Origin of the sequence: Duganella sp. CF458 (assembly GCF_900113115.1) — a bacterium.
In the GTDB taxonomy this organism is placed as follows: domain Bacteria; phylum Pseudomonadota; class Gammaproteobacteria; order Burkholderiales; family Burkholderiaceae_D; genus Rugamonas.
Genome location: NZ_FOOF01000009.1, coordinates 213,379 through 236,292, shown reverse-complemented (window position 1 = coordinate 236,292; position 22,914 = coordinate 213,379). Strand labels below are relative to the sequence as shown.

Sequence of the window (22,914 nt, the reverse complement as noted above, 5' to 3'; positions counted from 1 at the left end):
ATGGAAACCCACATCCAGACTGTCGACGTCCTCGTCATCGGCGGCGGCACCGCCGGCCCGATGGCAGCGGTCAAAGCCAAGGAAGCCGATCCTGCCCTGCGCGTGCTGTTGCTGGAAAAAGCCAACGTCAAGCGCAGCGGCGCGATTTCGATGGGCATGGACGGCTTGAACAATGCCATCGTCCCCGGCTTCGCCACACCCGAACAGTATGTGAAGGAAATCACCACCGCCAACGACGGCATCGTCAACCAGAAGACCGTCATGGCCTACGCCCGCAACAGCTACGCCATGATCGAAGAGCTGAACGACTGGGGCGTGCGCTTTGAAAAGGACGAAACCGGCGACTACGCCATGCGCAAGGTGCACCACATGGGGACCTATGTGCTGCCGATGCCCGAGGGCCACGATATCAAGAAAGTGCTGTACCGCCGCCTGAAACGCACCCGTGTCGAGATCACCAATCGCCTGGTGGCGACCCGGCTGCTGACTGCTGCCGATGGCAGCATCGCCGGCGCCATGGCCTTCGACTGCCGCAGCGGCGATTTCCACGTGATCCGCGCCAAGGCGGTGGTGCTCGCCACCGGGGCCGCCGGCCGCCTGGGACTGCCGGCATCGGGCTACCTGTTCGGCACTTACGAGAATCCGACCAATGCCGGCGACGGCTACAGCATGGCCTACCATGCGGGCGCCGAGCTGTCGGGCATCGAGTGCTTCCAGATCAATCCCCTGATCAAGGACTACAACGGCCCGGCCTGCGCCTACGTCACCGGCCCGTTCGGCGGCTACACCACCAATAACAAGGGCGAGCGCTTCATCGAATGCGATTACTGGAGCGGCCAGATGATGATGGAGTTCTACCGCGAGCTGCAGGGCGGCGACGGCCCGGTATTCCTGAAGCTGGACCACCTGGCGGAAGAGACCATCGGGACCATCGAGACCATCCTGCACACCAACGAGCGTCCCAGCCGCGGGCGCTTCCATGAAGGGCGCGGCACCGATTACCGCCAGCAGATGGTGGAAATGCACATCTCCGAGATCGGCCTGTGCAGCGGTCACTCCGCCTCCGGCGTGTGGGTCAATGAACATGCCGAAACCACGGTGCCGGGCCTGCATGCGGCCGGCGACCTGGCCTGCGTGCCGCACAACTACATGCTCGGCGCCTTCGTCTACGGCAAGCTGGCCGGGGAAAGCGCAGCGCGCTACTGCGCCGGCAACGAGCTGCCCGCAGTCGACCAGGACCAGGTCGAGGCGGAGCGCCAGCGCGTGTGGGCGCCGCTGTCGCGCAGCGACGGCCTGCCGCCCGGCCAGGTCGAATACAAGCTGCGCCGCATGGTGAACGATTACCTGCAACCGCCCAAGGTGACGCGCAAAATGGAAATCGGCTTGCAGCGCTTCGAAGCCATCCGCCAGGACATGGACCGCATGCAGGCGCGCAACCCGCATGAGCTGATGCGCGCCATGGAAGTACACGCGATCCGCGATTGCGCCGAAATGGCGGCGCGCGCCTCGCTATACCGCACCGAAAGCCGCTGGGGCCTGTACCACTACCGCCTGGATCACCCGGCCAGCAACGACGCCGACTGGCTGGTGCACGTTCAGCTGCAAAAGAAGGATGGCGCCATGCACTGCTTCAAGCGTCCGATTGAACCGTACATCGTGGCCCTGGACGAGGATGAGAAAACCGCCTACCAGCGCCTGCGCATCAACAAGGAGGAAGCACACCATGCCAATCAGCTCGCACATCACTAGCGTTCCGGTCAGCGTCGACGAAGACAAATGCATCGCCCACAAAGGCTGTACGGTCTGCGTCGATGTCTGCCCGCTCGACGTACTGGCGATCGACTTCGTCAAAGGCAAGGCCTATATGCAGTTCGACGAGTGCTGGTACTGCATGCCGTGCGAAAAAGACTGCCCCACCGGCGCCATCCACGTCGACATTCCCTATCTGCTGCGTTAACACGAGGAGCATCACAATGAGATTGCCTGTATTCGGGTTTGCCCTTGCACTGCTGGCCGGCACGGCCAACGCTGAAACCATCCGCGTTGCCATCGGCACCCAGGACACCACGATCAACTGCGCCACCGGCGGCATCCTGATCCGCGAACTGAAGCTGCTGGAAAAATACCTGCCGCGCGACGGCAAGTACAAGGACGTGCAATACGACATCCAGTGGAAAAACTTCACCTCCGGCGCGCCGCTGACCAATGAAATGGTCGCGGGCAAGCTGGACCTGGGGTCGATGGCCGACTTCCCCGGCTCCTTCAACGGCGCCGCCTTCGCCAAGGCCGGCCGCCAAAGCCTGTTCATCAACGTGCTGTCGGGCAGCACCACGGGCAGCGGCAACGGCATCGTGGTGCCCAAGGCATCGCCGGTGCAATCGCTGGCCGAGTTGAAGGGCAAGACCATTTCCGTGCCGTTTGCCTCCACCGCGCACGGCATGCTGCTGCGCGCCGTGCGCGCCCAGGGCTGGGACCCGGACAAGGACGTCAACATCACCACGCAGGCGCCGGAAATCGCCGGTTCGGCCCTGCAGAGCAACAAGGTCGACGCCCACGCCGATTTCGTGCCGTTCGCCGAACTGTTCCCGCACCGCGGCTTCGCCCGCAAGATCTATGACGGCTCGCAAGCGAATGCGCCGACCCTGCATGGCAGCCTGGTCGACGCCGCCTATGCCCGCAAGTATCCGGAAATTGTGGTGGCCTTCGTGCGTGCCGCCATCGAAGCCGACCGCCTGTTCGCGGCCGAACCCGAGAAATACAGCGAGCTGGTGGCCCAGGTCACCGGCATCGAGGCCGAAGTGAACTACCTGTTCCACGGGCCGCTCGGCCTGCAGACCCGCGACCTGACCTGGAAGCCCGAATACCGGCAGGCTGTGCGCACCTCGCTCGACACCCTGCGCCTGCTGAAGCGCACCGACAACGACATCGACGCCGAGTCCTTTATCGACGACCGGTACGTACGCGCAGCCTTCCAGCAGTCCGGCCTTGATTACGAGGCCCGGCTGAAGAACTACGCCAGGCTGCCCCTGGTCGGCAAGGATGCCGCGACCGGCAAGCCGATCAAGGAGTTCCAGCGCGTGGCGCAGATCTGGGTCGGCGGTGAAGCGCGGGTACGCCACTATGCCACGCCCGAATCGGCGCTGGCCGACCTGGCAAGACTGGAGAAAGCCGGCAGCAAGGTGCGCGCCGTGTACGCCCAGGACCGCGACAGCGGCATCAAGCTGTTCGCCAGCGACGCCTGGTTCGTCAGCAGCGGCAAGAACGAAATCAATGCCTTCCTGCTGAAGGAGTCGGCCGAAGCGTGGGCGCGCAAGGTCAAGGGCAAGCTGCTGGACTTCAACGGCGCCAAGGCCGCAGTAGCCGGGTGAGCAAAAAATGGCCGCACTGAGCCCCCGCCTGCTGCGCGCCACGCTGCGCAGCGTTTCCCTCGCCGCCTGCGTGCTGGCCTGGCACTGGGCCGCAACCCGCCATATCGACTTCGGCGTGGCCAGCTTCCGCAACGTGCCGTCGCCGCAGGAAACACTGCAGGCTGCCGCAGCACTATTGCAGTCGCCCAAGCTGGCCACCCACCTGTCGGCCAGCATCGGCCGCGTGTTCGCCGGCTACGCCGTCGCCGCGCTGCTTGGCATCGGCCTCGGCCTGGCGATCGGCCGTTCGCGCCTGCTGGGGGCGGCCCTGTTGCCGCCGCTGGAAGTGCTGCGCCCGATCCCCGCAGTGGCCTGGATTCCACTGGCGATCCTGATGTTCCCCTCGTCCGAGCTGTCGATGGTGTTCATTACCTTCATCGGTGCGCTGTTTCCGATCCTGCTCAACACCATCCACGGCGTGGAAGGCATCGACGCCAGGCTGGTCGCCTCGGCCCGCAGCCTGGGCGGGCGCGGCGCGACGGTATTTGCCAACGTGATCCTGCCGGGTGCCGCGCCCAGCATCGTTACCGGCTTGTCAATTGGCATGGGCACCGCCTGGTTCTGCCTGGTGACCGCCGAAATGATCTCCGGCCAGTTCGGCATCGGCTATTACACCTGGTCGTCCTACATCGTGCAGGACTACCCGGACATCATCGTCGGCATGCTGACCATCGGCATTTTCGGCATGGGCAGCAGCCTGCTGGTAAAGCTGGCCGGCAATGCGCTGATGCCGTGGTACTTCATCGGGAGGAAAACCATATGACGCAAGGTTCCATCAACATCGCCGGGCTGCATATCCGGCTCGGCGAAGGCACGGCGGCGCTGGACGCCGTGCGCGGCCTGGCCCTGGCGGCCAGTCCGGGCGAATTCCTGTGCATACTGGGCCCTTCCGGCTGCGGCAAATCGACCCTGCTGGGCGCCTTGGCCGGCCACCTGCAGCCGCATGCCGGCAGCGTGCAGGTGGATGGCGAAACGGTGCGCGGTCCCGGCCCGGAACGCGGGCTGGTATTCCAGCAGCACACGCTGTTCCCCTGGAAGAGCGTGCTGGACAACGTGGCTTTCGGCCTGAAGGTGCGCGGCGTGCCGCGGGCCGAACGGCGCGCCCGGGCGCAGCAGCTGCTGCAATTGGTGGGGCTGGACGGCCATGCCGCCAGTTACCCGACCCAGCTGTCGGGCGGCATGCAGCAGCGCGTCGAGATTGCCCGCGTGCTGATCAACGACCCGCGTGTGCTGCTGATGGACGAGCCGTTTGCCGCGCTGGATGCCCAGACCCGCATGAAGATGCAGCAGCTGTTGCTGGACGTCTGGGCGCGCATCCGCACCACCGTGGTCTTTATCACGCACGACATCGACGAAGCATTGTTCCTGGCCGACCGTATCCTGGTCATGAGTGAACGGCCCGGCCGCATCGTCGAGGAAATCCGGCTCGACTTCCCGCGCCCGCGCCGCACCGACCTGGTGACCACGCTGGACTTCGTGCGCCTGAAACGGCGCTGCCTGGAACTGCTCCACCCGCAGCCCGCCGCGCCGGTGCTGCGCTATGCAACTTGAGGAGGAAGCTTGACTACTATCGCACTACAGGAACGCCTGCGCCACGCCGACAGCACGGTGCGCCGGATTGCCGTGCTGGAGCTGGCGGACGAGGCGGTCGACGACGATGCCCCGCTGCTGCGCGCCGCGCTGGAAGATCGCTGCAGCACAGTACGCGCTGCCGCCGCCCAGGCACTATCGGCTTTCGAGGAGCACGATACAGTGGCGGCACTGGCGTTGCGGCTGGATGACGCCGATGGCGAAGTGCGCGCGGCGGCCGCACAAAGCCTGTCCGAACTGAAGCAGCCGGATTCGGCACGCGCTCTGCTGCCGCACGCCAGCCATGCCAACAGCTTCGTCCGCACGGCCATCCTGCGCGCGCTACGCGAATTGCGTGCACCGGACAGCGCGGCTGCGGCGCTCGCTGCGCTGGATGACGCTACTGCAGCGGTCAGGCGCGAGGCGGTGACGGTGCTTGGCTATCTGAAGCATGCAGCGGCCCTGCCCCGGCTGGCGCGCCTGGCTACCGGCGACAGCGATCGCGAAGTACGGCGTGCGGCCAGCGGCGCGCTAGGCCTGGCCAGCGACGACGGCGTGCTGCCGGCGCTGTTTTCCGCGCTGGCCGATCCGGCATGGCAAGTTCGGGAAGAAGCCGCCACGACATTGGGCAAGTTGCGGCAGCCGGCCGCTGCCGCGGCCCTGGTCGCCGCGCTGCAAGACGGCTACTGGCAAGTGCAATTGCGCGCCGCACGCAGCCTTGGCCGCCTGCGCCAGCGCATCGCCGTGCCGGCCCTGCTGCCCCTGCTGCAGCACGACATTGCCAACCTGCGCCGTGAAACAGCGCTGGCATTGGGCGAGATCGGCGACGCTGCCGCCATTCCCGCGCTGTTGCAGGCGGCGCAGGATCCCGATCCGGAAGTGCGCAAGGCGGTGCGCCTTGCGCTGCAGCAGTTGGAGGAAGCATGACGCCGCTATCGATCGAACATGACGCCGATGCGGCGCACATGATCATCTATTGGCCTGACGCATTGATGCAGCGCCTCGACACGGGACTGCTGCGCCGCAGCTGCCGCTGCGCGGACTGCGCATCCCGCGCGCGCGCCGGCCAGGTGCCGTCGTCCGGCGCCGGCCTGCGGCTCATGAGGATCGTACCGGTCGGCTCTTACGGCGTGCAGCTGGTATTCAGCGATGGGCATGAACGCGGGATCTATCCCTGGCCCTATCTGCGCGGACTTTGAGCGTCAGCTGCGCAATTCGCGCGCCAGGTCGGCCAGGCGATACGGCTTGCCGACGATGGAAAACTCCTGGTCCGCTTGCGGGAAGCCGGAAGACAGGATGATCTTGACGCGCGGGTAGCGCTGGCGCACCTCGCGCGCCAGTTCAAGCCCGGTCATTCCGTTCGGCATCATCACGTCGCTGAACAAAACATCGACTTCGCTATCGCGCTGCAGGCTGCGCAAGGCGGCCGCCCCATCGTTGGCGTGCAAGGTGGCATAGCCCATGGACTGGAACAGCTCGCGCGCCGATTCCATCACCAGTGGGTCATCTTCCACGATCAGCACCCTTTCCTCCCGCATGGGGCGCGGTGCGGGTGCCTCCGGCACCGACACCGCCAGCGCTGGCAGGAACAGGTTGATGGTGGTGCCCCGGCCTTCTTCAGTATCGATGGTCACGGCGCCGCCGGATTGCGCGATAAAGCCGTACACCTGGCTCAAGCCCAGGCCCGAGCCCTTGCCGACTTCCTTGGTGGTGTAGAACGGTTCGAACGCGCGGCGGCGCACTTCTTCGCTCATGCCGGTGCCGGTATCGGCGACGCTGACGCGTACATAGTCGCCAGCGGGCAATGCGCCCGCCTGGTTGGCTTCCAGCGCAACGTTACGCGTGGTGACCTCGAGCGTGCCGCCTTCCGGCATGGCATCGCGCGCATTGACCACCAGGTTGAGCAAGGCAGCCTCGAAGCGCGCTTCGTCGATCGATGCCTGGCGCAGTTTAGGATCGAGGTCCATTTCAAAGCGCATCAGCGGGCCCGCCGCCCGCCGCAGCACGCCTTCGAAGCCAAGCACCAGGCGGTTCAGCTGCTGCACGCTGGGCTCCAGCGGCTGCTGGCGCGCAAAGGCCAGCAGTTGCTGCGTCAACGCGGCGCCACGGTCGACGGCACGGCGCATGCTGTCCAGTACCCGCACGCTGGCGCCTTCCGGCGGCGCGGTGCGCAGGATGTCGATGCCGTTGGAGACCACGGCCAACAGGTTGTTGAAGTCATGCGCCACGCCGCCGGTCAACTGGCCGATCGACTCCATTTTCTGCGCCTGGAACAAGGCCGCACGGGCCTGCTCCAGCGATTCCTGCGCCTCGCGCTGCTCGGTATTGTCGCGCGTGACTTTGGCAAAGCCGAGCAAATCGCCATGCTCGTCGTACAGCGCATCGATCACGGCATGCGCCCAGAAGCGGGTGCCATCCTTGCGCACGCGCCAGCCTTCGCTTTCGTAGCGACCTTCGCGCGCGGCGATCTCCAGCGCCCTTTCCGGCACGCCTGCTGCCTTGTCGTCCTCCGTAAAGAAGCGCCGGTAGTGGGTGCCAAGTACCTCCTCCGGCAGATAGCGTTTGATGCGCTCCGCGCCCTGGTTCCAATTGGTGATCAGGCCTTGCGGCGACAGCATGTAGATCGCATAGTCGATCACACCTTGCACCAGCAGGCGGAAACTCTGCTCGCTTTCGCGCAAGGCTTCCATGACGCGCTTACGCTCAGTGATGTCGCGCGTGACGTTGGCGTAGCCGACGTGTTCGCCTTCGGGCGTAAAGATCGGATCGATCACCACGCTGGCCCAGAACAGCGAGCCATCCTTGCGCACACGCCAACCTTCGCATTCGAAGCGTCCCTCTTCCAGGGCGGTCGCGAGGGCACGCCTGTCCAAGCCGTCCTTCTGGTCTTGCGGGGTATGGAAACGCGAGAAATGCGTGCCCAGCACTTCCGGTTCGCTGAAACCGTTGAAACGCTGCGCGCCCGCATTCCAGCTGCTGATGCGGCCATCGGTGTCCATCATGTAGATCGCATAGTCGCTGATGCCGGATACCAGAAGTTCATATCTGGTTGACAGACTCTCAAGCGCTGGAGCTTCATTGATCATCAGTAGCCGAGCGCACTGCTGCGCCCATTCATTGTGCGAGGATTTCAGCAGAATGCCACAATCTGCAATTATGTGGAAAACGACTTTGTTGCTGGCCCTGGCCTCGGCCATGGCCCTGCCCACGGTGGAAGTCCCCAACACCCGCTCACCGGTGGACAAGTCCTACCGCAAGATGCTGCAAGGCGTGGAGCGGTTCAAGCGCGAGCACGCGCTGGCGCCGCAGGCGTCCTTGCGCTTCCGTCTCCTGCCGCGCCAGCCGGGCACTAATATGCAAGGTATCAAGCTGAAGGTGGTAGGCGATACCACCAGCATGGCGGTCCCGATCGGCGCCGACAACAGCTTCACGCCGGAATACAAGGAAGTGTTGTGGCGCGAAGACGCCGCCGTGCTGGCCAACCGCAAGACTTTGTCCATGACATGGCGCGCCGAAGTGCGCAGCCCCGGTGTGCCGGAGGGCATGCGGCGCCTGGGCGACCTGCGCCTGGAATGCCTGGTCGGCATGGCAGCCGGACTGGTCTCGAACAATGCCCACCTGTTTGCCTGGCTCGATGAATTCCTGCGCAGCCCGGACAAGGTATGCAGCGACCCTCACGGCAACTACCTGTTCTTTGCGGAAAAGCCACTGTTTTCCATCACGCTGCAGGCCGGCGAGCGGCGCGCCACCCTGCCCTTCCACACGCTGTATGCCGGCAACCCGCCTGCCGCCGAAATGCCTTACTGCGATTGCCAGGTGCTGCTGGAGCGCAGCTACTTCGCCCCGGTATGGGACCGAAGCTGGCCCGACGACACCCTGCTGAGCTTTGAGTACATGGACGACCCGCCGCCCGCCAGCCCGGCCGCGCCGCGCGATCGTACAGCGGCGCAGTCAACGCTCGGCGCGCCGCAGCTCAGCAGGCGTTTCGACAGCGGGCGCGAAGTCTGGTTGTATCAGTCCGCCCCTCCTGGCCACTTGGCGCCCGGCCCCGATGGCCGCCCGCGCATGGGCGAGCACGTGCTGCTGTTCGCCCCGGACGGCAGCACATTGAAGTCGCGCCAGCGCGCGCCGTGAACGCCCAAGCCTCCCGGTATATCTCTTGCCCAACTATATGTGGCAGCTGGCACCAACTTCCTTTACCATTTGCACCTCTGACTTGCATCCCATCGCGTCCCTCCCATGATCGACAAACTCCTTTACGCGGCAGCTCATTACTTCGCCTTATTGCTATTTCTAGGCGCCAGCTGGGGTATTGGCCGCACTGTGTTGCGCCGCCTGGACCGGGGCGCGGCCCAAAGCGAAGCCGACGGGGCACTGCCGTGGCATGGCATTGCGGCAGCATTCGGCATCGGCCTGTATATCTATGCCATGCAGTTGCTGGCAGTCGCTGGGCAGCTGCGCTTGATACCGGTAGCGGCTACGCTGGTGCTCGGTCTCTGTCTGTGCGTGCTGGAATGGCGCGCGCTACCGGCACGCAGCGGCCCCTCGATGACTCAGCGCTGGCATGCCGCAAACTGGACTGAACGCGGCACGCTGCTGCTATTCGCCTTGCTGCTCCTGCCGACACTCATCGACCCGCTGGGCCCGCCGCTGGCCTGGGATGAAGTGCAGAGCCACTTGCCACACGCCCTGCAATGGGTCCTGAACGGCAGGCTTGGCGTTAACGACTGGCTGCGCACGCCTTGGCACCCTTTCAACACGAATCTGCTCTTCAGTGCGGCGATGATCGTCTATGACGATGTAATGCCCCACCTGATCAACGCACTGGCTGCATGGCTCTGCGCTGCCTTGGTCTACCTGGCCGGCAAGCGCTATGCCGGCCAAAGCATAGCCACCATCGCCGCCATCATCTTACTCAGCCTGGTGCGCAACGAATTTGATGGCGCGATGCTGGACACCAGCGTCATGCTCTTTGTTTTCGCCGGCTGCCTAGCCTTCCATCAATGGCAACAGCAACCCCAGCGCGGTGTATTGCTGGCTGCGGCAGCCTTCTTGCTGGGCGTTGCTGCAGGCAGCAAATACCAGGCACTGCAGGTACTGCCCCTGATGGCGGTCGCTTTGCTGATACGCACGCGCGCGCCCCGCAACTGGCTCATTGCCACAGTCAGCCTGCTCCTGCCTTGCGCATATTGGTATGTAAGGAACTACGTGATGACAGGCGACCCGTTCAATCCTATTGGGGGCAAAGTATTCGGCTTCAGCGACTGGAACCTGGCGGATTATCAGTTCCAGATTGAAGACGTCAAGCGCAACGCGGGTATGCCAAGCTGGGTTATCTGGCCAGCACTGCTGGCGCCATTGATCGCCAAAGTGCGGCGCCTGCCGGGCGCGCCCGGCGCCATGATCTTTGCCGGCACAGGCTTGGCAGTCTGGTTGCTGACTTCGCGCTACCCGCGCTACCTGATGCCGTTCTATCCCGTGCTGGCGCTATTGGCCGCCGCCGTATGGCACTGCTTATTTGTGACGGTGTGCAGCCGGTTTGGTGGCGGGTCGCAATCCAGGCTGCAAAGCAGGGCAGCAGCGGCCTGCATCATCGTGGCGCTTCTGGCCGTACTGCCTTTTGCGCTGAAGAGGGGCGGCAAGAGCTGGAAAATGGTGGCACCGACTGCGGTCGCCCGAGAGGCGATATTGCAACGGGAAATCACCGGCTACCCGGTGCTGGCCTATTTGCGTGAACATCCGATGGGTCGAACCTATCAGTTTGGCCTGGAAGAATCGCTCTATTACGCGCCACAGCGAACTGGGGGCGACCATTTCGGTCCGGGACGTTATCGGGATTTTGGCGGCTTGGCTCCAGCCGACCTGTCCAAGGCCTTGCGCCATGCCGGTTACTCCAGCCTGCTGATCCATACCGAACGCTGGCCGGGCATCAGTACCCAACCAGGCTTCGCGCAATTTTTTAGGCTGGTACATCAGGCGGGGCCAGTGTCCTTGTACCAAATTGGCGAACCCCTAGCGAAAGAGAGAGTGGACCAGTAATTCTCCGGAAATACTGCTTTTATAACAACCCAGCAGGTTGCCAGGTCGAGTCCTTGGCAAACGGGAATTTCCTCTGCTATAATTGCGCGCCTTGGCCTGGTAGCTCAGTTGGTAGAGCAGAGGATTGAAAATCCTTGTGTCGGTGGTTCGATTCCGCCCCGGGCCACCAAGAATAAAAAGTGAAAACGCCGACTCTTGCAGTCGGCGTTTTCGTTTATGACTCTGTCAACCTCGGATCGCCCCCTACGCCGCTACAGCCTCCTCCCGGATAGAATGACATCTTTGGCAGATGCATATAACTTAAGGCAACCTCATGGGGAAAAATTCAGGAATCGCCGTCGTCATACCGACTTACAAGGCACGCAATCACATTTTGGATGTGATCGACGGCATTGGCCCTGAGGTTAAACGCATCTATGTTATCGATGACTCCTGCCCCGACAAGTCAGGTGAATATGTCGAGAACAACTGCAAGGATCATCGGGTCACTGTAATCAAGCATGCTGAAAACAAGGGGGTAGGCGGGGCGGTCATGACCGGCTATCAGGCTGCGATAGACGATGGCATGGGCATCATGGTCAAGATCGATAGCGACGGCCAGATGGACCCCGCCTTGATTCCGGATTTCGTTGCGCCGATTATTGCTGGAGAGGCGGATTACACCAAGGGAAATCGCTTCTTCGATCTCGAAGACGTTCGCTTGATGCCTAAAATGCGCTTGTTTGGCAATGCGGTGCTCTCGCTGATGTGCAAGCTGTCGTCCGGTTACTGGAATCTGTTCGATCCAACCAACGGTTACACCGCCATCCATGCCGACGTAGCACGTCATTTGCCTTTCCATAAGATCAGCCAACGCTATTTCTTCGAGACAGACATGCTCTTCAGGCTAAATACCCTGCGCGCAGTCGCCGTCGATGTGCCGATGGAGGCCAAATATGGCGATGAAGTCAGCAACCTGAAGATTTCCAAGATCATCGGGGAATTTCTTGTAAAGCACGCGCGGAATCTCTCCAAGCGGATTTTCTATAATTATTATCTGCGCGATATGTCCCTGGCTTCCATTGAACTGCCATGCGGACTCGGGCTGTTGGGTTTCGGCTTTACTTACGGCGTCTATCACTGGGCAAAGTCTGCTCAAACGGGAATCGCCACACCGGCGGGTACCGTCATGCTTGCTGCGATGCCGGCAATGATAGGCTTGCAACTGACGCTGGCCTTTATCTCCTATGACATCGCCTCTGTGCCAAGGCGACGTATCCATCGTGGCTGATCCTGGCGCGGCAAACCGCGGCAGAGGGATGAACCAGTTCCTGGTGTTCGTCCTGGTTGGCGTCACGTGCGCCGTGATCGATGTAGGCCTGATGGAACTGCTGGGCAGGCTCGGCCTGCATTATATGATTGCAGCCTCGGCTGGCTTCGCGGCAGGCTTGGCCGCCAATTTTGCGCTGCATACCTGCCTGACTTTCAAGGCCCGCTATTCCCACGCCACGCTGGTCCGCTTCATGGGTGTCGTGCTGATCAACTATCTCATGACAATGTTGTGCGTGTCGCTGTTCCAATATTGGCTGGAGATGCCGGTATTGGGGAAGGTGATATCCTTGCCGCTCGTTGCAGGGAACGGCTTCCTGTTAAGCAAACACTGGGTATTCAAATAATGGAGTTCACTCCTGTTCGATGCGATGAGGCGGCATATGCTGAGTATGTCCGCTTGTTCGCCGATTGCTTCCCTGGCGTCGACAAATTCAACCGGGACTATCTCGACTGGTTATATCGTTGCAATCCTGACGGCCAGGTTGTCGGTTTTGATGCGCGCGATGGGGAACGCCTGGCAGCCCACTACGTCTGCATTCCAGCGCGGGCAAAAATCGGCAGCGAGGAGGTGCCGGTTCTGTTGTCGCTTAACACAGCGACTCATCCGGAATATCAAGGCAAGGGCTTGTTTACGAAACTGGCCGAACTTACTTACGCTGCAGGTGCAGAGCTCGGCTACGATTCCGTGTATGGTGTGGCCAATGCCAACAGTACGCCAGGGTTCACCCGCAAACTGGGTTTCCAGCTGGTCGGGCCTTTGCAAGCCAGCGTAGGTGTCGGCCCTTTAGGGATCAACTTCTCGCAAGACACGTCGTCACTGCAGTTCCGGCGGATCTGGAGTGAACAGGCCCTGGCTTGGCGCTGCGCCTGTCCTGTCAATCCCATCAGCGCCAGGGCATGCAAAAGCCGCACGACACTTCTGGCCGCGGTGCCTGGCGTCCCCATGATGGCGGCGGCGGAAGTGGACCTGATCGCGCCGAAGGAGAGCAAGGCGGCTTCGATCTCACCGCTTCGGCTATTCCTCGGCCAGGTGCCGCCTGCCTGGCAGCGTCGCGCGCTCTACATAGCTATTCCCAAGCGCTTGCGCCCTTCGCCCCTTAACCTGATCTATCGCTCGCTGACAGGGCGGATAAAGGCCATCGACCCTGACGCGGTTTTCCTTGGGTTCATTGACTTCGATGCGTACTGATTCCGGTTCCCCACTTGCTCTTTTCCTGTTTCCGCATCAAGACGATGAGTTTGGCGTGTTCTATCAAATCGAGCAGGAGCGGCGGGCCGGCCGGAGAGTCTTTTGCATCTTTGTGACAGACGGCTCGACTACTGCTGACCCGCTGCGCCGCAACGCGGAATCGCATGCCGTTCTCCAACGGCTGGGAGTCGCACCGGACGCCATATTGTTTGTTGGCCAGGAGCTGGGCATTGCCGATGGCCTCTTGCATACGCGCGTGGAAGACTTGGCCGAATGGCTCAATGCGTTTATCGCTTCCCACCCGGAGATTGTTTCCTGTTACGTGCCGGCCTGGGAGGGAGGACACCCTGACCACGACCTGCTGCATGCGATCACGCTGCATGTGCCGGCCATGCGAGGCCGGCTCGATATCATCAGGCAGTTTTCGCTCTACCAGGGAGAAGGTTATCGCGGCCCGATGTTTCGCGTGCTGTCTCCCCTGCCCGGCAATGGCCCGGTGGAGCGGCAAGCGGTTGGATGGGTGGACCGCTTGCGCTACCTCCGTCTTTGCCTTGCCTATCCATCACAATGGCGTAGCTGGGTAGGACTGTTCCCCTTCGTCTGCCTGCACTATCTCTTCGATGGAGCCCAGCAACTGCAGCGCGTCGATGGCCAGCGCCTCGCGGCGCAACCGCACGCTGGTCCTCTCTACTATGAGCGACGGGCTTTCCTCGATTGGTCAACGCTGCGCGCCGCCATAGATCGACTCCAGGCCGCTCTCGGGACAAATAGGGATTGAATAAGCAAGTAGCCCCGTAGGGTTAGCTGGCGCAGGCCAGGTGGCCCGAACGCTTGACGCTGGCAGTCAGCACTTCCACCACCTTTTCCTGTTGATGTGGCGTGATCCCCATCCACAGCGGCAGGCGCACCAGGCGTTCCGACAGTGTGTCGGTCACCTCGAGGCGGCCGTGGGCGCGGCCATAGCGCTGGCCGGCAGGTGACGAATGCAAAGGGACGTAGTGGAACACTGCACCGATTCCGTTGCGCTTGAGCTCGTCAAGCACCGCCTGGCGGTCCAGGCCAGGATCGAGCAGCACGTAATACATGTGCGCGTTGTGCTCGCATTCGGCCGGGATCACCGGGCGCCGCAGCGCACCGCACAGTTCCAGTGGCTCCAGAAGATCGTGGTAGTACTCCCAGCGCGCCAGCCTTTCGCGGGTGATGGCATCGGCCTGCTCGAGCTGCGCCCACAGGAAAGCAGCCACCAGTTCGCCCGGCAGGAATGACGATCCCACTTCCTGCCAGGTGTATTTGTCGACTTCGCCGCGGAAGAAGCGGCTGCGGTCTGTGCCTTTCTCGCGGACCGTCTCGGCACGCAACACCAGCTCTGGATCGCGCACCAGCAAGGCGCCGCCTTCGCCGGCGATGACGTTCTTCGTTTCGTGGAAACTATAGGCACCCAGATCGCCGATGGCGCCCAGCGCGCGCCCCTTGTACGTTGCCATCACGCCCTGGGCGGCATCCTCCACCACGGCCAGGCCGTGGCGGCGGGCGATGTCCATGATGGTGTCCATCTCGCAGGCGACACCGGCGTAATGCACCACGGCGATGGCGCGGGTGCGCGGCGTAATGGCCGCCTCGATCAGGCGCTCGTCGAGATTCAGGGTATCGGCGCGGACGTCGACAAACACCGGCACCCCACCGCGCAGCGCAAAGGCATTGGCCGTCGAGACGAAGGTATAGGACGGCATGATGATCTCATCGCCGGGCCGGATATCGAGCAATAGCGCAGCCATCTCCAGTGCGGCGGTACAGGAATGGGTCAGCAGTGCCTTGCTGCTGCCGGTACGCTGCTGCAGCCACGCATGGCAGCGCTTGGTAAATGGTCCATCGCCAGCCAGGCGGCCATTGAAATGGGCCTCGGCAATGTAATGCAATTCCTTGCCCGTCATGTAAGGCCAGTTGAATGGGATCTGTTTGTCACTCATGATGCGAATATTCCTTCTGCTTTTCTTCAATGCTGCTCGATTTCCTTGCCACCAACAAGCGCGTGCCCCCCAATCGCCAGGAGCCGCCACAGCGTATCCAGGCCAGTTCGAAGCTGAGCACAACTTCGAGCAGGCGGTTCAACACGGGATGCACACGCAAGCCGGCGATATCGTCGCCGCTGATGTCTTTCTTGCCGCGCATCGCCAGGCGCGATGCCAGCATCATCGGCAGCAACAGGCTGACAAACGAAGTGCTGCGCACCAGTTCAAATCCGGCCGCAGCGACCTTGTGATGCAACTCAGCGGCCGTGTAGCGCCGCTCATGGCAGGCATACTCATCGACCGCGCTCCACAACCAGCGATGCTGGGGCACCGTGATATAAACATGGCCGCCCGGCTTCAGCGCCGCGTGGATGCGATCCAGGACCAGCTTGTCTTCTTTAATATGTTCAATGACGTCAAATGCGCCGATCGCGTCCCACTCCTCACGGTACGGCATGGCGCGTGCATCCATCTGGGAAAATTCGGCGCGCGACACGCGCTGCCGCGCATAGTCCAGCCCTTCGGCCAGGTGCTCGCTGCCAGCCATGCGCGCTTGCGGAAACTGCGCGGCAACCGCGCTTAATACAAACCCCGTCCCACAGCCAATCTCGAGGAAGGAACGCATGCCCGGCTGATACGCGCGTAAAGCCCAGAGTATCAGCTTGTTACGAGACCGGAACCAGAAATTCCTGGCCTCCACCGCGGCCAGTTCTTCGAAATAGTGGGGTTTGAATCCGATCTGCATGGGACGAACGCCTTACCCTTTCTCCCGGAATACGAGATATTTAAGTTCGACAAACAATACCAACGCCACTATCACCATTGCCGCGAGCTGCACTACCTGATGCGGGTAGCCAAAGCGGTCGACAAATACGTACAGCAGCAGCCAATTCAAGCTATAACCGGATCCATGCGCGAGAAAATAATAAAACGCGCTGCGGCCAGTCCCGCTGCGGTCGCGAAAAGTCCAGTTCCTGTTTCCAACAAAGCCGGTCAGCGCGCCAGTAACATAGACCAGCGTCATCGCCACCTTGGGTGCGCCGCCCCACCAGGCGATCAGCAAAAATACCAGGTAGCCGACGCTGTTGCTCAGTGCACCGACCAGCAGGTAACGCAACAATTGCGCATGCGACTCTCGCATACGCTCCATTCCCAGCCAGCGCATCATGCGGATACAGGGGCGCCGCGCAAGGCTGTCCAAAACGCTTCGGACGCGATCTGCGGGAAGCCGCTCACCGCTTCACTGAACATGCACAAGCGCTGCTTGAGCAGTACCGCTTCTTCACCAGCCTGGGCCTGGACATCGGCATCCTGCCCGCGCAGGCGCAGATTGACGCCCGCCGCCAAGGCCAGGCAGCCGCAACGGAATACCAGGTCCATCAGCTGGTCCGCGTCGTCGCCGTCGCGCACCGGAATCACGGCTTGCACCAGGGGCTTGCCGCCATCCAGCGTCTCGTCGACATCATGCACCGTGACGCCGACAAAACGCACGCCAAAGGCCAGCGCATCGCGGATAGGGCGCGCGCCGATAGCGCCGCCAAATGCCGGCAGCAGCGAGTAATGCAAATTGACCAGGCGGCCGCGATATTGGTCGGTCACCGCACCGGCCAAGATCCGATGTACCGTGGTGATGACCAGATCGGGCTGGAAGGCATCCAATGCCGCCAACAATGCCGCCTGGCCGGCGTCACTGAAATCGATGCAGGTTTCGTGAATACCCACGCTTCTGGCAAACGCATTGGCCGGGCATTCCCGGTCGGTGATCACCGCTGCCAGTGCTACTGCACCAAACCAGCCCTGGGCCATGGCCTGATGGATGAAGCGCAGGTTGCCGCCACCACCAGAGCATAGGAATACCACACGCTTGCGGTGATCAGCGACCATACACCCGCCTGACGATGGTGTAGGGGCGGCGCTTGGTCTCCGAATACATTTTCGACAGATAGACCCCAACCAGGCCGATAAAGAAGATCACCAGGCCGCCCAGCATCCAGATCGAGGCCATCACGGAAGTCCAGCCGCTGATCGGCTTGGACCACAACAGCCAGTTAAGCAGCAAGAACAACGTATATGCCCCGGCAAGCAGGGAGATGCCGGCGCCGAGATAGAAAATCCCGATCAGGGGCGCGTTGCTGAACGAGGTCACGGCATTGACCAGCAACGCAATCTTCTTGCGCAAGGTATAGCTCGAGCCGGACCGGGCTTTCTTGCTGACGACCTGGGCGCGCTGGTCGAAACCGGTGATATGCCACAGGCCGGCCATGAATACTTCGCGCTCGTCGTGCAGCAACAGGGCATCGACATAACGGCGCGTCATGACCCGTGCAGTGACGATATTGGGCGTCAAGCCGAGCCCGGTGGATGCATTGAACAGTGACCAGAACCATTGTCCGCTCCAGCGCTCGAACCATCCCCCCTTGCGCGCTTCCTGAACGCCGTACACGACGTCGCAGCCGTCGGTATCGAGCTGGGCGCAGAACGACGCGAGCCACTCGGGATCTTCCTCCAGGTCGACGTCCAGCAAATACACGCGCTCGCCGCGGGCATGCGCCAATCCCGTCATCATGGCCTTGTGGTGGCCGAAGTTGCGCGACAAGTCGACCACCACGACATGCGAATCCTGGGCGCTCAGCTGGACTGCCAATGCCAGGCTCGCATCCGGCGAGCCATCGTTGACGAACACGATCTCGTAGTCATCGCCGACCTGCGCGCGTGCCGCCGCGCTGGCGCGCTGGTGAAACTCGCTGATGTAAGCCGCTGACTGGTACAGCGTGGCGACAATCGACATTTTCATTGACCAACATACCTCATGTAACGGGCCGCATCGGGTCCACAATTGAACAGCAAATCGACAATACTAACATGGTGGGTAAACTCCCCCCAGCGCTGTGGATAGGGCGGATAACCGGCGTAATCGAACCAGGTCAGCTTGATGCCGGCAGCCTCCATCAAAGGCTCATCCATATACTCCTTGGCTGCCGGCCCGGAGACATATTCGCTGGCACCGACCTGCTGGCAAAGCGATACCAGGCGCTCGGTGCGCCCTTCGCCCAAGGTGAAATCCCAGGAATTATGGATCCTGGTGCGAATGCCAAGGTAACTGCAAATGGCCACGATCAAGCGCCGATTCAGCGCGGACAGGTTGTCGTGCGTTTCGGACAGATAGATCGGCGCCAGCCATTCCGCGACTTCCTTGAAGAAAGGAGCCCGCGCGTAATTGTTTTGCAAGGCTGTCCAATGCTTGCGTTGCCAGGAACTGTCCGGCAGGCCGACGTCGCGAATGCGGCGGCGGATATCCTGCCCGGCCGGCACGGTCAACCATTGCACCCCGCTGGGCGTCTTGATCAGGTTGCGGTTGCGCCAATCGTTCTTGGTAAATTGCATGTCGTCGTAGAGGATAAAATCGTCGACGGCGGCGATCAGGTCAAAATAACCTTTCCAAGGAATGTAGTTCGATTGCAGGATTGCTGCTTTTTTCATCAGGATAGTCTATTCGCGGGGGTATGGATTATATCTCCCGGCCCCGCAGCCGGCGCGCCAGCAGCAGCGCCAGTACCAGCAGCCAGAATGCATGGGCAATCCACGCATACCGTACAAACGGCATGAACCGCAGCCGAACCTGCGTGGCGTCCGGTGCCAGCTTCACCCCTTGGAACACGCCATTGACCTGGCCGGTTGGCGCCTCGCGCCAGGTGCCGCCGGCGAGCACCTGGGCCTGCCAGTCGCGATGATACTTTTGGCTCAGAACCAGCCAGGATGCCTGGCCCGGCGTGACATCGAATTCCAGCACGTCGGTCTGGTCGAGCCGTTTCGCCGCAGGCAAGCGCTGCAAGCCGCGCGGGTCCTCCAGCACCAAGTCGTGCGCGCCTTCAGCGCTGCCGGCCACCACCTGGATCGCTTCGCCCATCCGGTCCAGCACCTGGTAGACATGGATGCCAGCTTCGTCGCCCAGCAAGCGCAGGTTCGAATGCGCAAGGGGCGTTGCCGACAATATCGCGCCAACGTTAGTCATCCAGAACATGGCTGACCCATAGTCCGGAGCGATGCTGCTATTCAGGCGGCCAAACGTCAACACGTCACCGCCAAGCGCATCCATCAAGGTGTGGTAGCGGCGTGACGAAAGGCTGTTGTAACTATGGACAGAGGGCAGGCCGACGCTGGCATTCAGGTTCGGCGGCAATACCGGCAAGCCTGGCGCGGCGACGGCAAAGCGCGCGCCCGCCGTCAACCCGGCACGAATTGTCTCGGCCAGCGGGGACGAGGTCGCAATTTGCCGTGGGTCCTGATGCAACATCAGCGGCGCCGTGGTGATCACCAGCGACATGGCCGTCGCGGCAAGCGGCCATGCCGGATGCTTGCTCCTGAGCTGCCACAGCAACAGGACCAGCATGACAGCCATGGCGCCCAGCACGCGCGGACGGATCGGCATGCCGGTTGTCCGGCTCAGCACGAACGCGCCAAGCAGCACCGCTGCTGCCACAGCGGCCGCAAGCAACACGGCGCGTGAGCGCCCAGCCCCGAGCGGATCTTTGAGCAAGCCATCGACCCCATAGGCCGTGATGATGGTCAGTGGCAGCAGCAGGCAGCAGAGAGGATTGGTGCGCGACAGGTTCAGGCCCAGGTGCTGGACGCCAAACGTATAGATCGCATCGACGAACGTCAACAGGCAAATGCACAAGACCGCCAACCACCATCCCCAATGCTGGCGCAGGCGGGTAAACAATGCGGCTACGGCAAAGAACAGCACCGGCAGCGTGACGCTGATAGCGTTGTAAGCGTAGGGGAAGGCGGCGCCGGCCGGCTCGCCGAACAGCTCCGGAACCGTCCCGAATGCAACAAACTTGAAGGCGTCCAGCGCAGTGGCAAAGCGCGGCAGGACCACCGTGAAGAAGGACACTGGCGGCATCACCCGCAGCGATTCTTTCACCTCGCCGGCCACATCGAGATAAACCGGCAAGGCCAAGGCACCACCCAGTAGCGCCGCACTGGCGGCCAGTAGCAGGTAACGTAAGGCAAGGGAGCGGTCCTTGCGAAGTTGCCGCCACAATATCACCAAGCCATACCCCGCCAGCAAGTAAGCGTGGTACACGACCATTTGGGGATAGGCCGTCATCGGCAGGCTGTAAGCGCTGAAAGCCAGGATGCTCCAACTGGCCAGGTCGGCTTTACGGGCCAGTCGCGCCAGCCCCCACAATCCCATGGCGCTCCAGCACAACGCAGCGCCGAACATCGGAAAAGTCAGCCAATAGGTCAGGAAGGGCGAAAAGGCCAGGCTGCATCCAGCGATCAGGCCGGCCATCGGCGCGATACCGGTCTCCCGGCAAAAACAGAGCACAAAGAGGCCGGACAGGAAGACCAGCGACAGCGACAGGATTGTCATGAAGCGCCACGGACTATCGCACAGGTGAGAGATGATCCAGGAAGGCGGATAGGCGACGCTGAAACCGGAGGTATGAAACAGCGGGCGCCCTATTTCATTCTGCTTGCTCCACAGGGGCAGCCAGCCCGGGCCGGTGTGGGCGACCTGCGGCTGCACCTCGGGTATGTAACCATTGGCGAAATCGCTGAATTTCCGGTTTTCGCGATGCTGTGCATCCACGCGATCGGCCAGCCCCAGTTCGGCATGCTGGCGGTAGGGGGCGATCACCTCGCCGCGCCCCCAGTAATTAAATGTGAGCAGGACGAACAGCAGCAGGTAAAGCGCGCAGGCAATACGGTAGCTGTCAACAGGCAGCCAGGATTTCACTTGACGCAAAGCCAGGCCCATCATTTGAGCAAATCATTGGCGACATACACCTGGTACGCCGGGTTCGGGCCGCCGTCAATGCGCGTGAAATCATTCTGCAGGTAGCGGTAAGTCAGCGGATGGGTATGCTGGTAGCGCAGTTCGTCGCGACCATCGAGCGCGACGTCAAGTATGAAGACCATGCTGGTACGGGCTTGCTTCATACGTTCAATCTCCCCCTGCTCAACTCTGGCCGAGCGCGGAAACAGCGGATAGATATCCCATACCGGCGCCTTGCGGCCCAACGTAGCGTAGGCGCCCGGCCACAACGGCATTGCCGCCAGTGCACGCCCGTCCGGGACGTAACGGACCGCCAGCGAACGCAGCATCGCCACGTTGTTGACCGTATCGGGATCGACCAGCAGACGGTCGGAGGACAAATCAAGTTTAGTCCACTGTCCACTGTTGCGTGCTTGCCAGCCAGGGTGATAGACGAAGATGACCCAAATGCTGGACATGCACAACAGGGCGGCAGCAGGCCATTTCACCTTGCGGGCCTGCGTGGCCAGCAGCGCCATGCAACCTATCATGAGCGGGAAGATGTTCTGCGCCAAATGGCCGATATCGGCGCGCGACAAAGCGTACTGCGCGTATGGCAATGCCAGAAAGGCGGTCGCGACGCAAACCGGCTCGACGAACTGATTGCGCCACTTCCTCCACACCACCCACGCGATCGACAGCAGCCCATAAGCCAGCATGCCGACAAAGAACAGTCCGATCAGGAATGCGCGCAGCGCGTCGCCGGTGGCCTGCCCGGCCCATTGGACCTTCCAGGGCCAAGGGACTGGCAACGTCAGGTTGGTGGCGCCAGCTTCAAACAGCAGCAGGACGCTGTCCCAGAAACCCTGGCTGAACCCGGGCACAAGCAATAGCATGAGCAGCACGGGCGCAAACCCTGCTACGACGCCGCACGCCCACAGTACAGCGCCGCGCAGCAGTGTCGGACCTTCGCTTCGGCGCAGTGACAGCCAGATGATCACGCCTGCGCTGGCTAGCGCGCCGTACATGCCGTGGTTACGGCCAAAAACAGCGGCCAGGCCAACGCACAGCCCAGTCACGAAGTAGCGCCGGGCATCGGGTTGCCGAACCAGATAGCTGAGCGCCGCGACCAGCAGTATCGAGAGGGTGGCATCGAACAATTTATGGCGCGGCCACATCCACATGAGCAAGGTGATGCCGCACACCACCAGGTAGGCCAGTTGCCGGCCGCGGCCAGCAGCCATGATCAACCATAGTGCGGTCGCGAGGCCGATCGCTTGGAACAGCGCGACTGCTGCGCGTAGGGCGATGATGCCGTCGGCGCCGGCCAGCTTGAGCAGTGCGGCCGACCAATAATAGCGCCCGGGATCATAGGCCATGAAGTCGCGCAGCGGCACCTCGCCAGCCAGCACGCGCTGCACGCCATACCAAAGGAAACCTTCGTCCGATAAGTTATAGCCGGTTGCGCCTTGCCATAGGAAGGAGAAATACACCAGGAAAGCGGCCAAACCCAAGGTGAATGCAAGCAGCTTTTTATCGGTCATTTTTATTCGTACGGGTTCGCCGTGTTGCACAGGGGGAGGTCGCGAGGCCGTCATCCTACCATTGGCCCTGGTATTTGGTGAG

Annotated in this window: 22 protein-coding genes and 1 tRNA gene; 14 read left to right on the top strand and 9 right to left on the bottom strand. The window is 62.1% G+C overall.

Annotated features, from left to right (window positions below):
* Genes BM269_RS15850 through BM269_RS15820 form a run of 7 tightly spaced genes read left to right on the top strand, consistent with a single transcriptional unit; the run spans nt 1 to nt 6,175 of the window.
* Nucleotides 1–1,749: a fumarate reductase/succinate dehydrogenase flavoprotein subunit gene (locus BM269_RS15850; protein WP_090438557.1), complete on the top strand. Its 1,749-nt coding sequence runs from the start codon at nt 1–3 to the stop codon at nt 1,747–1,749.
* Nucleotides 1,724–1,957 (top strand): 4Fe-4S dicluster domain-containing protein, encoded by a 234-nt coding sequence (locus tag BM269_RS15845; protein ID WP_090438554.1) that lies wholly within the window; start codon nt 1,724–1,726, stop codon nt 1,955–1,957. The genes BM269_RS15850 and BM269_RS15845 overlap by 26 nt, the downstream gene beginning before the upstream one ends.
* Nucleotides 1,958–1,973: 16 nt before the next feature.
* Entirely contained in the window at nt 1,974–3,368 is a 1,395-nt protein-coding gene (locus tag BM269_RS15840) for an ABC transporter substrate-binding protein (RefSeq protein WP_090438551.1), read from the top strand.
* A gap of 7 nt (nt 3,369–3,375) precedes the next feature.
* Entirely contained in the window at nt 3,376–4,170 is a 795-nt protein-coding gene (locus tag BM269_RS15835; protein WP_090438548.1) for an ABC transporter permease, read from the top strand.
* On the top strand, nt 4,167–4,958 hold the full coding sequence (locus BM269_RS15830) for an ABC transporter ATP-binding protein (RefSeq protein ID WP_090438544.1): 792 nt from the start codon (nt 4,167–4,169) through the stop codon (nt 4,956–4,958). The genes BM269_RS15835 and BM269_RS15830 overlap by 4 nt, the downstream gene beginning before the upstream one ends.
* A gap of 9 nt (nt 4,959–4,967) precedes the next feature.
* Nucleotides 4,968–5,903, top strand: coding sequence for a HEAT repeat domain-containing protein (locus BM269_RS15825; protein ID WP_090438540.1), 936 nt, complete (start codon nt 4,968–4,970; stop codon nt 5,901–5,903).
* On the top strand, nt 5,900–6,175 hold the full coding sequence (locus tag BM269_RS15820; RefSeq protein WP_090438537.1) for a DUF971 domain-containing protein: 276 nt from the start codon (nt 5,900–5,902) through the stop codon (nt 6,173–6,175). The genes BM269_RS15825 and BM269_RS15820 overlap by 4 nt, the downstream gene beginning before the upstream one ends.
* 3 nt (nt 6,176–6,178) lie before the next feature.
* On the opposite strand, the gene BM269_RS15815 is transcribed toward BM269_RS15820, so the two are convergent.
* The gene (locus BM269_RS15815; protein WP_090438534.1) at nt 6,179–8,062 is read right to left on the bottom strand and encodes a hybrid sensor histidine kinase/response regulator; all 1,884 of its coding nucleotides are present in this window, start codon (nt 8,060–8,062) and stop codon (nt 6,179–6,181) included.
* Between the two features lie 70 nt (nt 8,063–8,132).
* On the opposite strand from BM269_RS15815, the gene BM269_RS15810 reads away from it, so the two are divergent.
* The 7 genes from BM269_RS15810 to BM269_RS15780 all read left to right on the top strand — a co-directional run bounded on the left by BM269_RS15810 (nt 8,133) and on the right by BM269_RS15780 (nt 14,293).
* The gene (locus BM269_RS15810) at nt 8,133–9,110 is read left to right on the top strand and encodes a hypothetical protein (protein WP_211482702.1); all 978 of its coding nucleotides are present in this window, start codon (nt 8,133–8,135) and stop codon (nt 9,108–9,110) included.
* 105 nt (nt 9,111–9,215) lie between these two features.
* Nucleotides 9,216–11,015 (top strand): glycosyltransferase family 39 protein, encoded by a 1,800-nt coding sequence (locus tag BM269_RS15805; protein WP_090438531.1) that lies wholly within the window; start codon nt 9,216–9,218, stop codon nt 11,013–11,015.
* Nucleotides 11,016–11,108: 93 nt separating this feature from the next.
* Nucleotides 11,109–11,184, top strand: a tRNA-Phe gene (locus BM269_RS15800).
* 144 nt (nt 11,185–11,328) lie between these two features.
* Entirely contained in the window at nt 11,329–12,285 is a 957-nt protein-coding gene (locus BM269_RS15795) for a glycosyltransferase family 2 protein (protein ID WP_090438527.1), read from the top strand.
* Nucleotides 12,286–12,313: 28 nt separating this feature from the next.
* On the top strand, nt 12,314–12,670 hold the full coding sequence (locus BM269_RS15790) for a GtrA family protein (protein WP_090438524.1): 357 nt from the start codon (nt 12,314–12,316) through the stop codon (nt 12,668–12,670).
* Nucleotides 12,670–13,515, top strand: coding sequence for a GNAT family N-acetyltransferase (locus tag BM269_RS15785; protein ID WP_090438521.1), 846 nt, complete (start codon nt 12,670–12,672; stop codon nt 13,513–13,515). The genes BM269_RS15790 and BM269_RS15785 overlap by 1 nt, the downstream gene beginning before the upstream one ends.
* Nucleotides 13,505–14,293 carry a PIG-L deacetylase family protein gene (locus tag BM269_RS15780; RefSeq protein WP_090438518.1) on the top strand — a complete coding sequence of 263 codons (789 nt, stop codon included), beginning with the start codon at nt 13,505–13,507 and terminating at the stop codon, nt 14,291–14,293. Before BM269_RS15785 ends, BM269_RS15780 begins: the two co-directional genes overlap by 11 nt.
* A 22-nt stretch (nt 14,294–14,315) precedes the next feature.
* Here the strand turns inward: BM269_RS15780 and rffA are convergent, their stop codons facing one another.
* From rffA to BM269_RS15740, 8 genes are read right to left on the bottom strand one after another with little or no spacing between them, the layout of a single operon-like run.
* Nucleotides 14,316–15,482: a dTDP-4-amino-4,6-dideoxygalactose transaminase gene (gene rffA, locus BM269_RS15775; protein WP_090438515.1), complete on the bottom strand. Its 1,167-nt coding sequence runs from the start codon at nt 15,480–15,482 to the stop codon at nt 14,316–14,318.
* Entirely contained in the window at nt 15,475–16,269 is a 795-nt protein-coding gene (locus BM269_RS15770; protein WP_090438512.1) for a class I SAM-dependent methyltransferase, read from the bottom strand. Before BM269_RS15770 ends, rffA begins: the two co-directional genes overlap by 8 nt.
* A gap of 12 nt (nt 16,270–16,281) precedes the next feature.
* Nucleotides 16,282–16,692 (bottom strand): GtrA family protein, encoded by a 411-nt coding sequence (locus tag BM269_RS15765; protein WP_211482701.1) that lies wholly within the window; start codon nt 16,690–16,692, stop codon nt 16,282–16,284.
* The gene (locus tag BM269_RS15760) at nt 16,689–17,408 is read right to left on the bottom strand and encodes a phosphoribosylglycinamide formyltransferase (RefSeq protein ID WP_090438509.1); all 720 of its coding nucleotides are present in this window, start codon (nt 17,406–17,408) and stop codon (nt 16,689–16,691) included. The genes BM269_RS15765 and BM269_RS15760 overlap by 4 nt, the downstream gene beginning before the upstream one ends.
* On the bottom strand, nt 17,398–18,318 hold the full coding sequence (locus BM269_RS15755) for a glycosyltransferase family 2 protein (protein ID WP_090438505.1): 921 nt from the start codon (nt 18,316–18,318) through the stop codon (nt 17,398–17,400). The genes BM269_RS15760 and BM269_RS15755 overlap by 11 nt, the downstream gene beginning before the upstream one ends.
* Nucleotides 18,315–19,004 (bottom strand): WbqC family protein, encoded by a 690-nt coding sequence (locus BM269_RS15750; protein WP_090438502.1) that lies wholly within the window; start codon nt 19,002–19,004, stop codon nt 18,315–18,317. The genes BM269_RS15755 and BM269_RS15750 overlap by 4 nt, the downstream gene beginning before the upstream one ends.
* Nucleotides 19,005–19,032: 28 nt before the next feature.
* The gene (locus BM269_RS15745; RefSeq protein WP_139232755.1) at nt 19,033–21,294 is read right to left on the bottom strand and encodes a hypothetical protein; all 2,262 of its coding nucleotides are present in this window, start codon (nt 21,292–21,294) and stop codon (nt 19,033–19,035) included.
* Nucleotides 21,291–22,832 (bottom strand): hypothetical protein, encoded by a 1,542-nt coding sequence (locus BM269_RS15740; protein ID WP_090438496.1) that lies wholly within the window; start codon nt 22,830–22,832, stop codon nt 21,291–21,293. Before BM269_RS15740 ends, BM269_RS15745 begins: the two co-directional genes overlap by 4 nt.
* Nucleotides 22,833–22,914 lie beyond the last annotated feature (82 nt).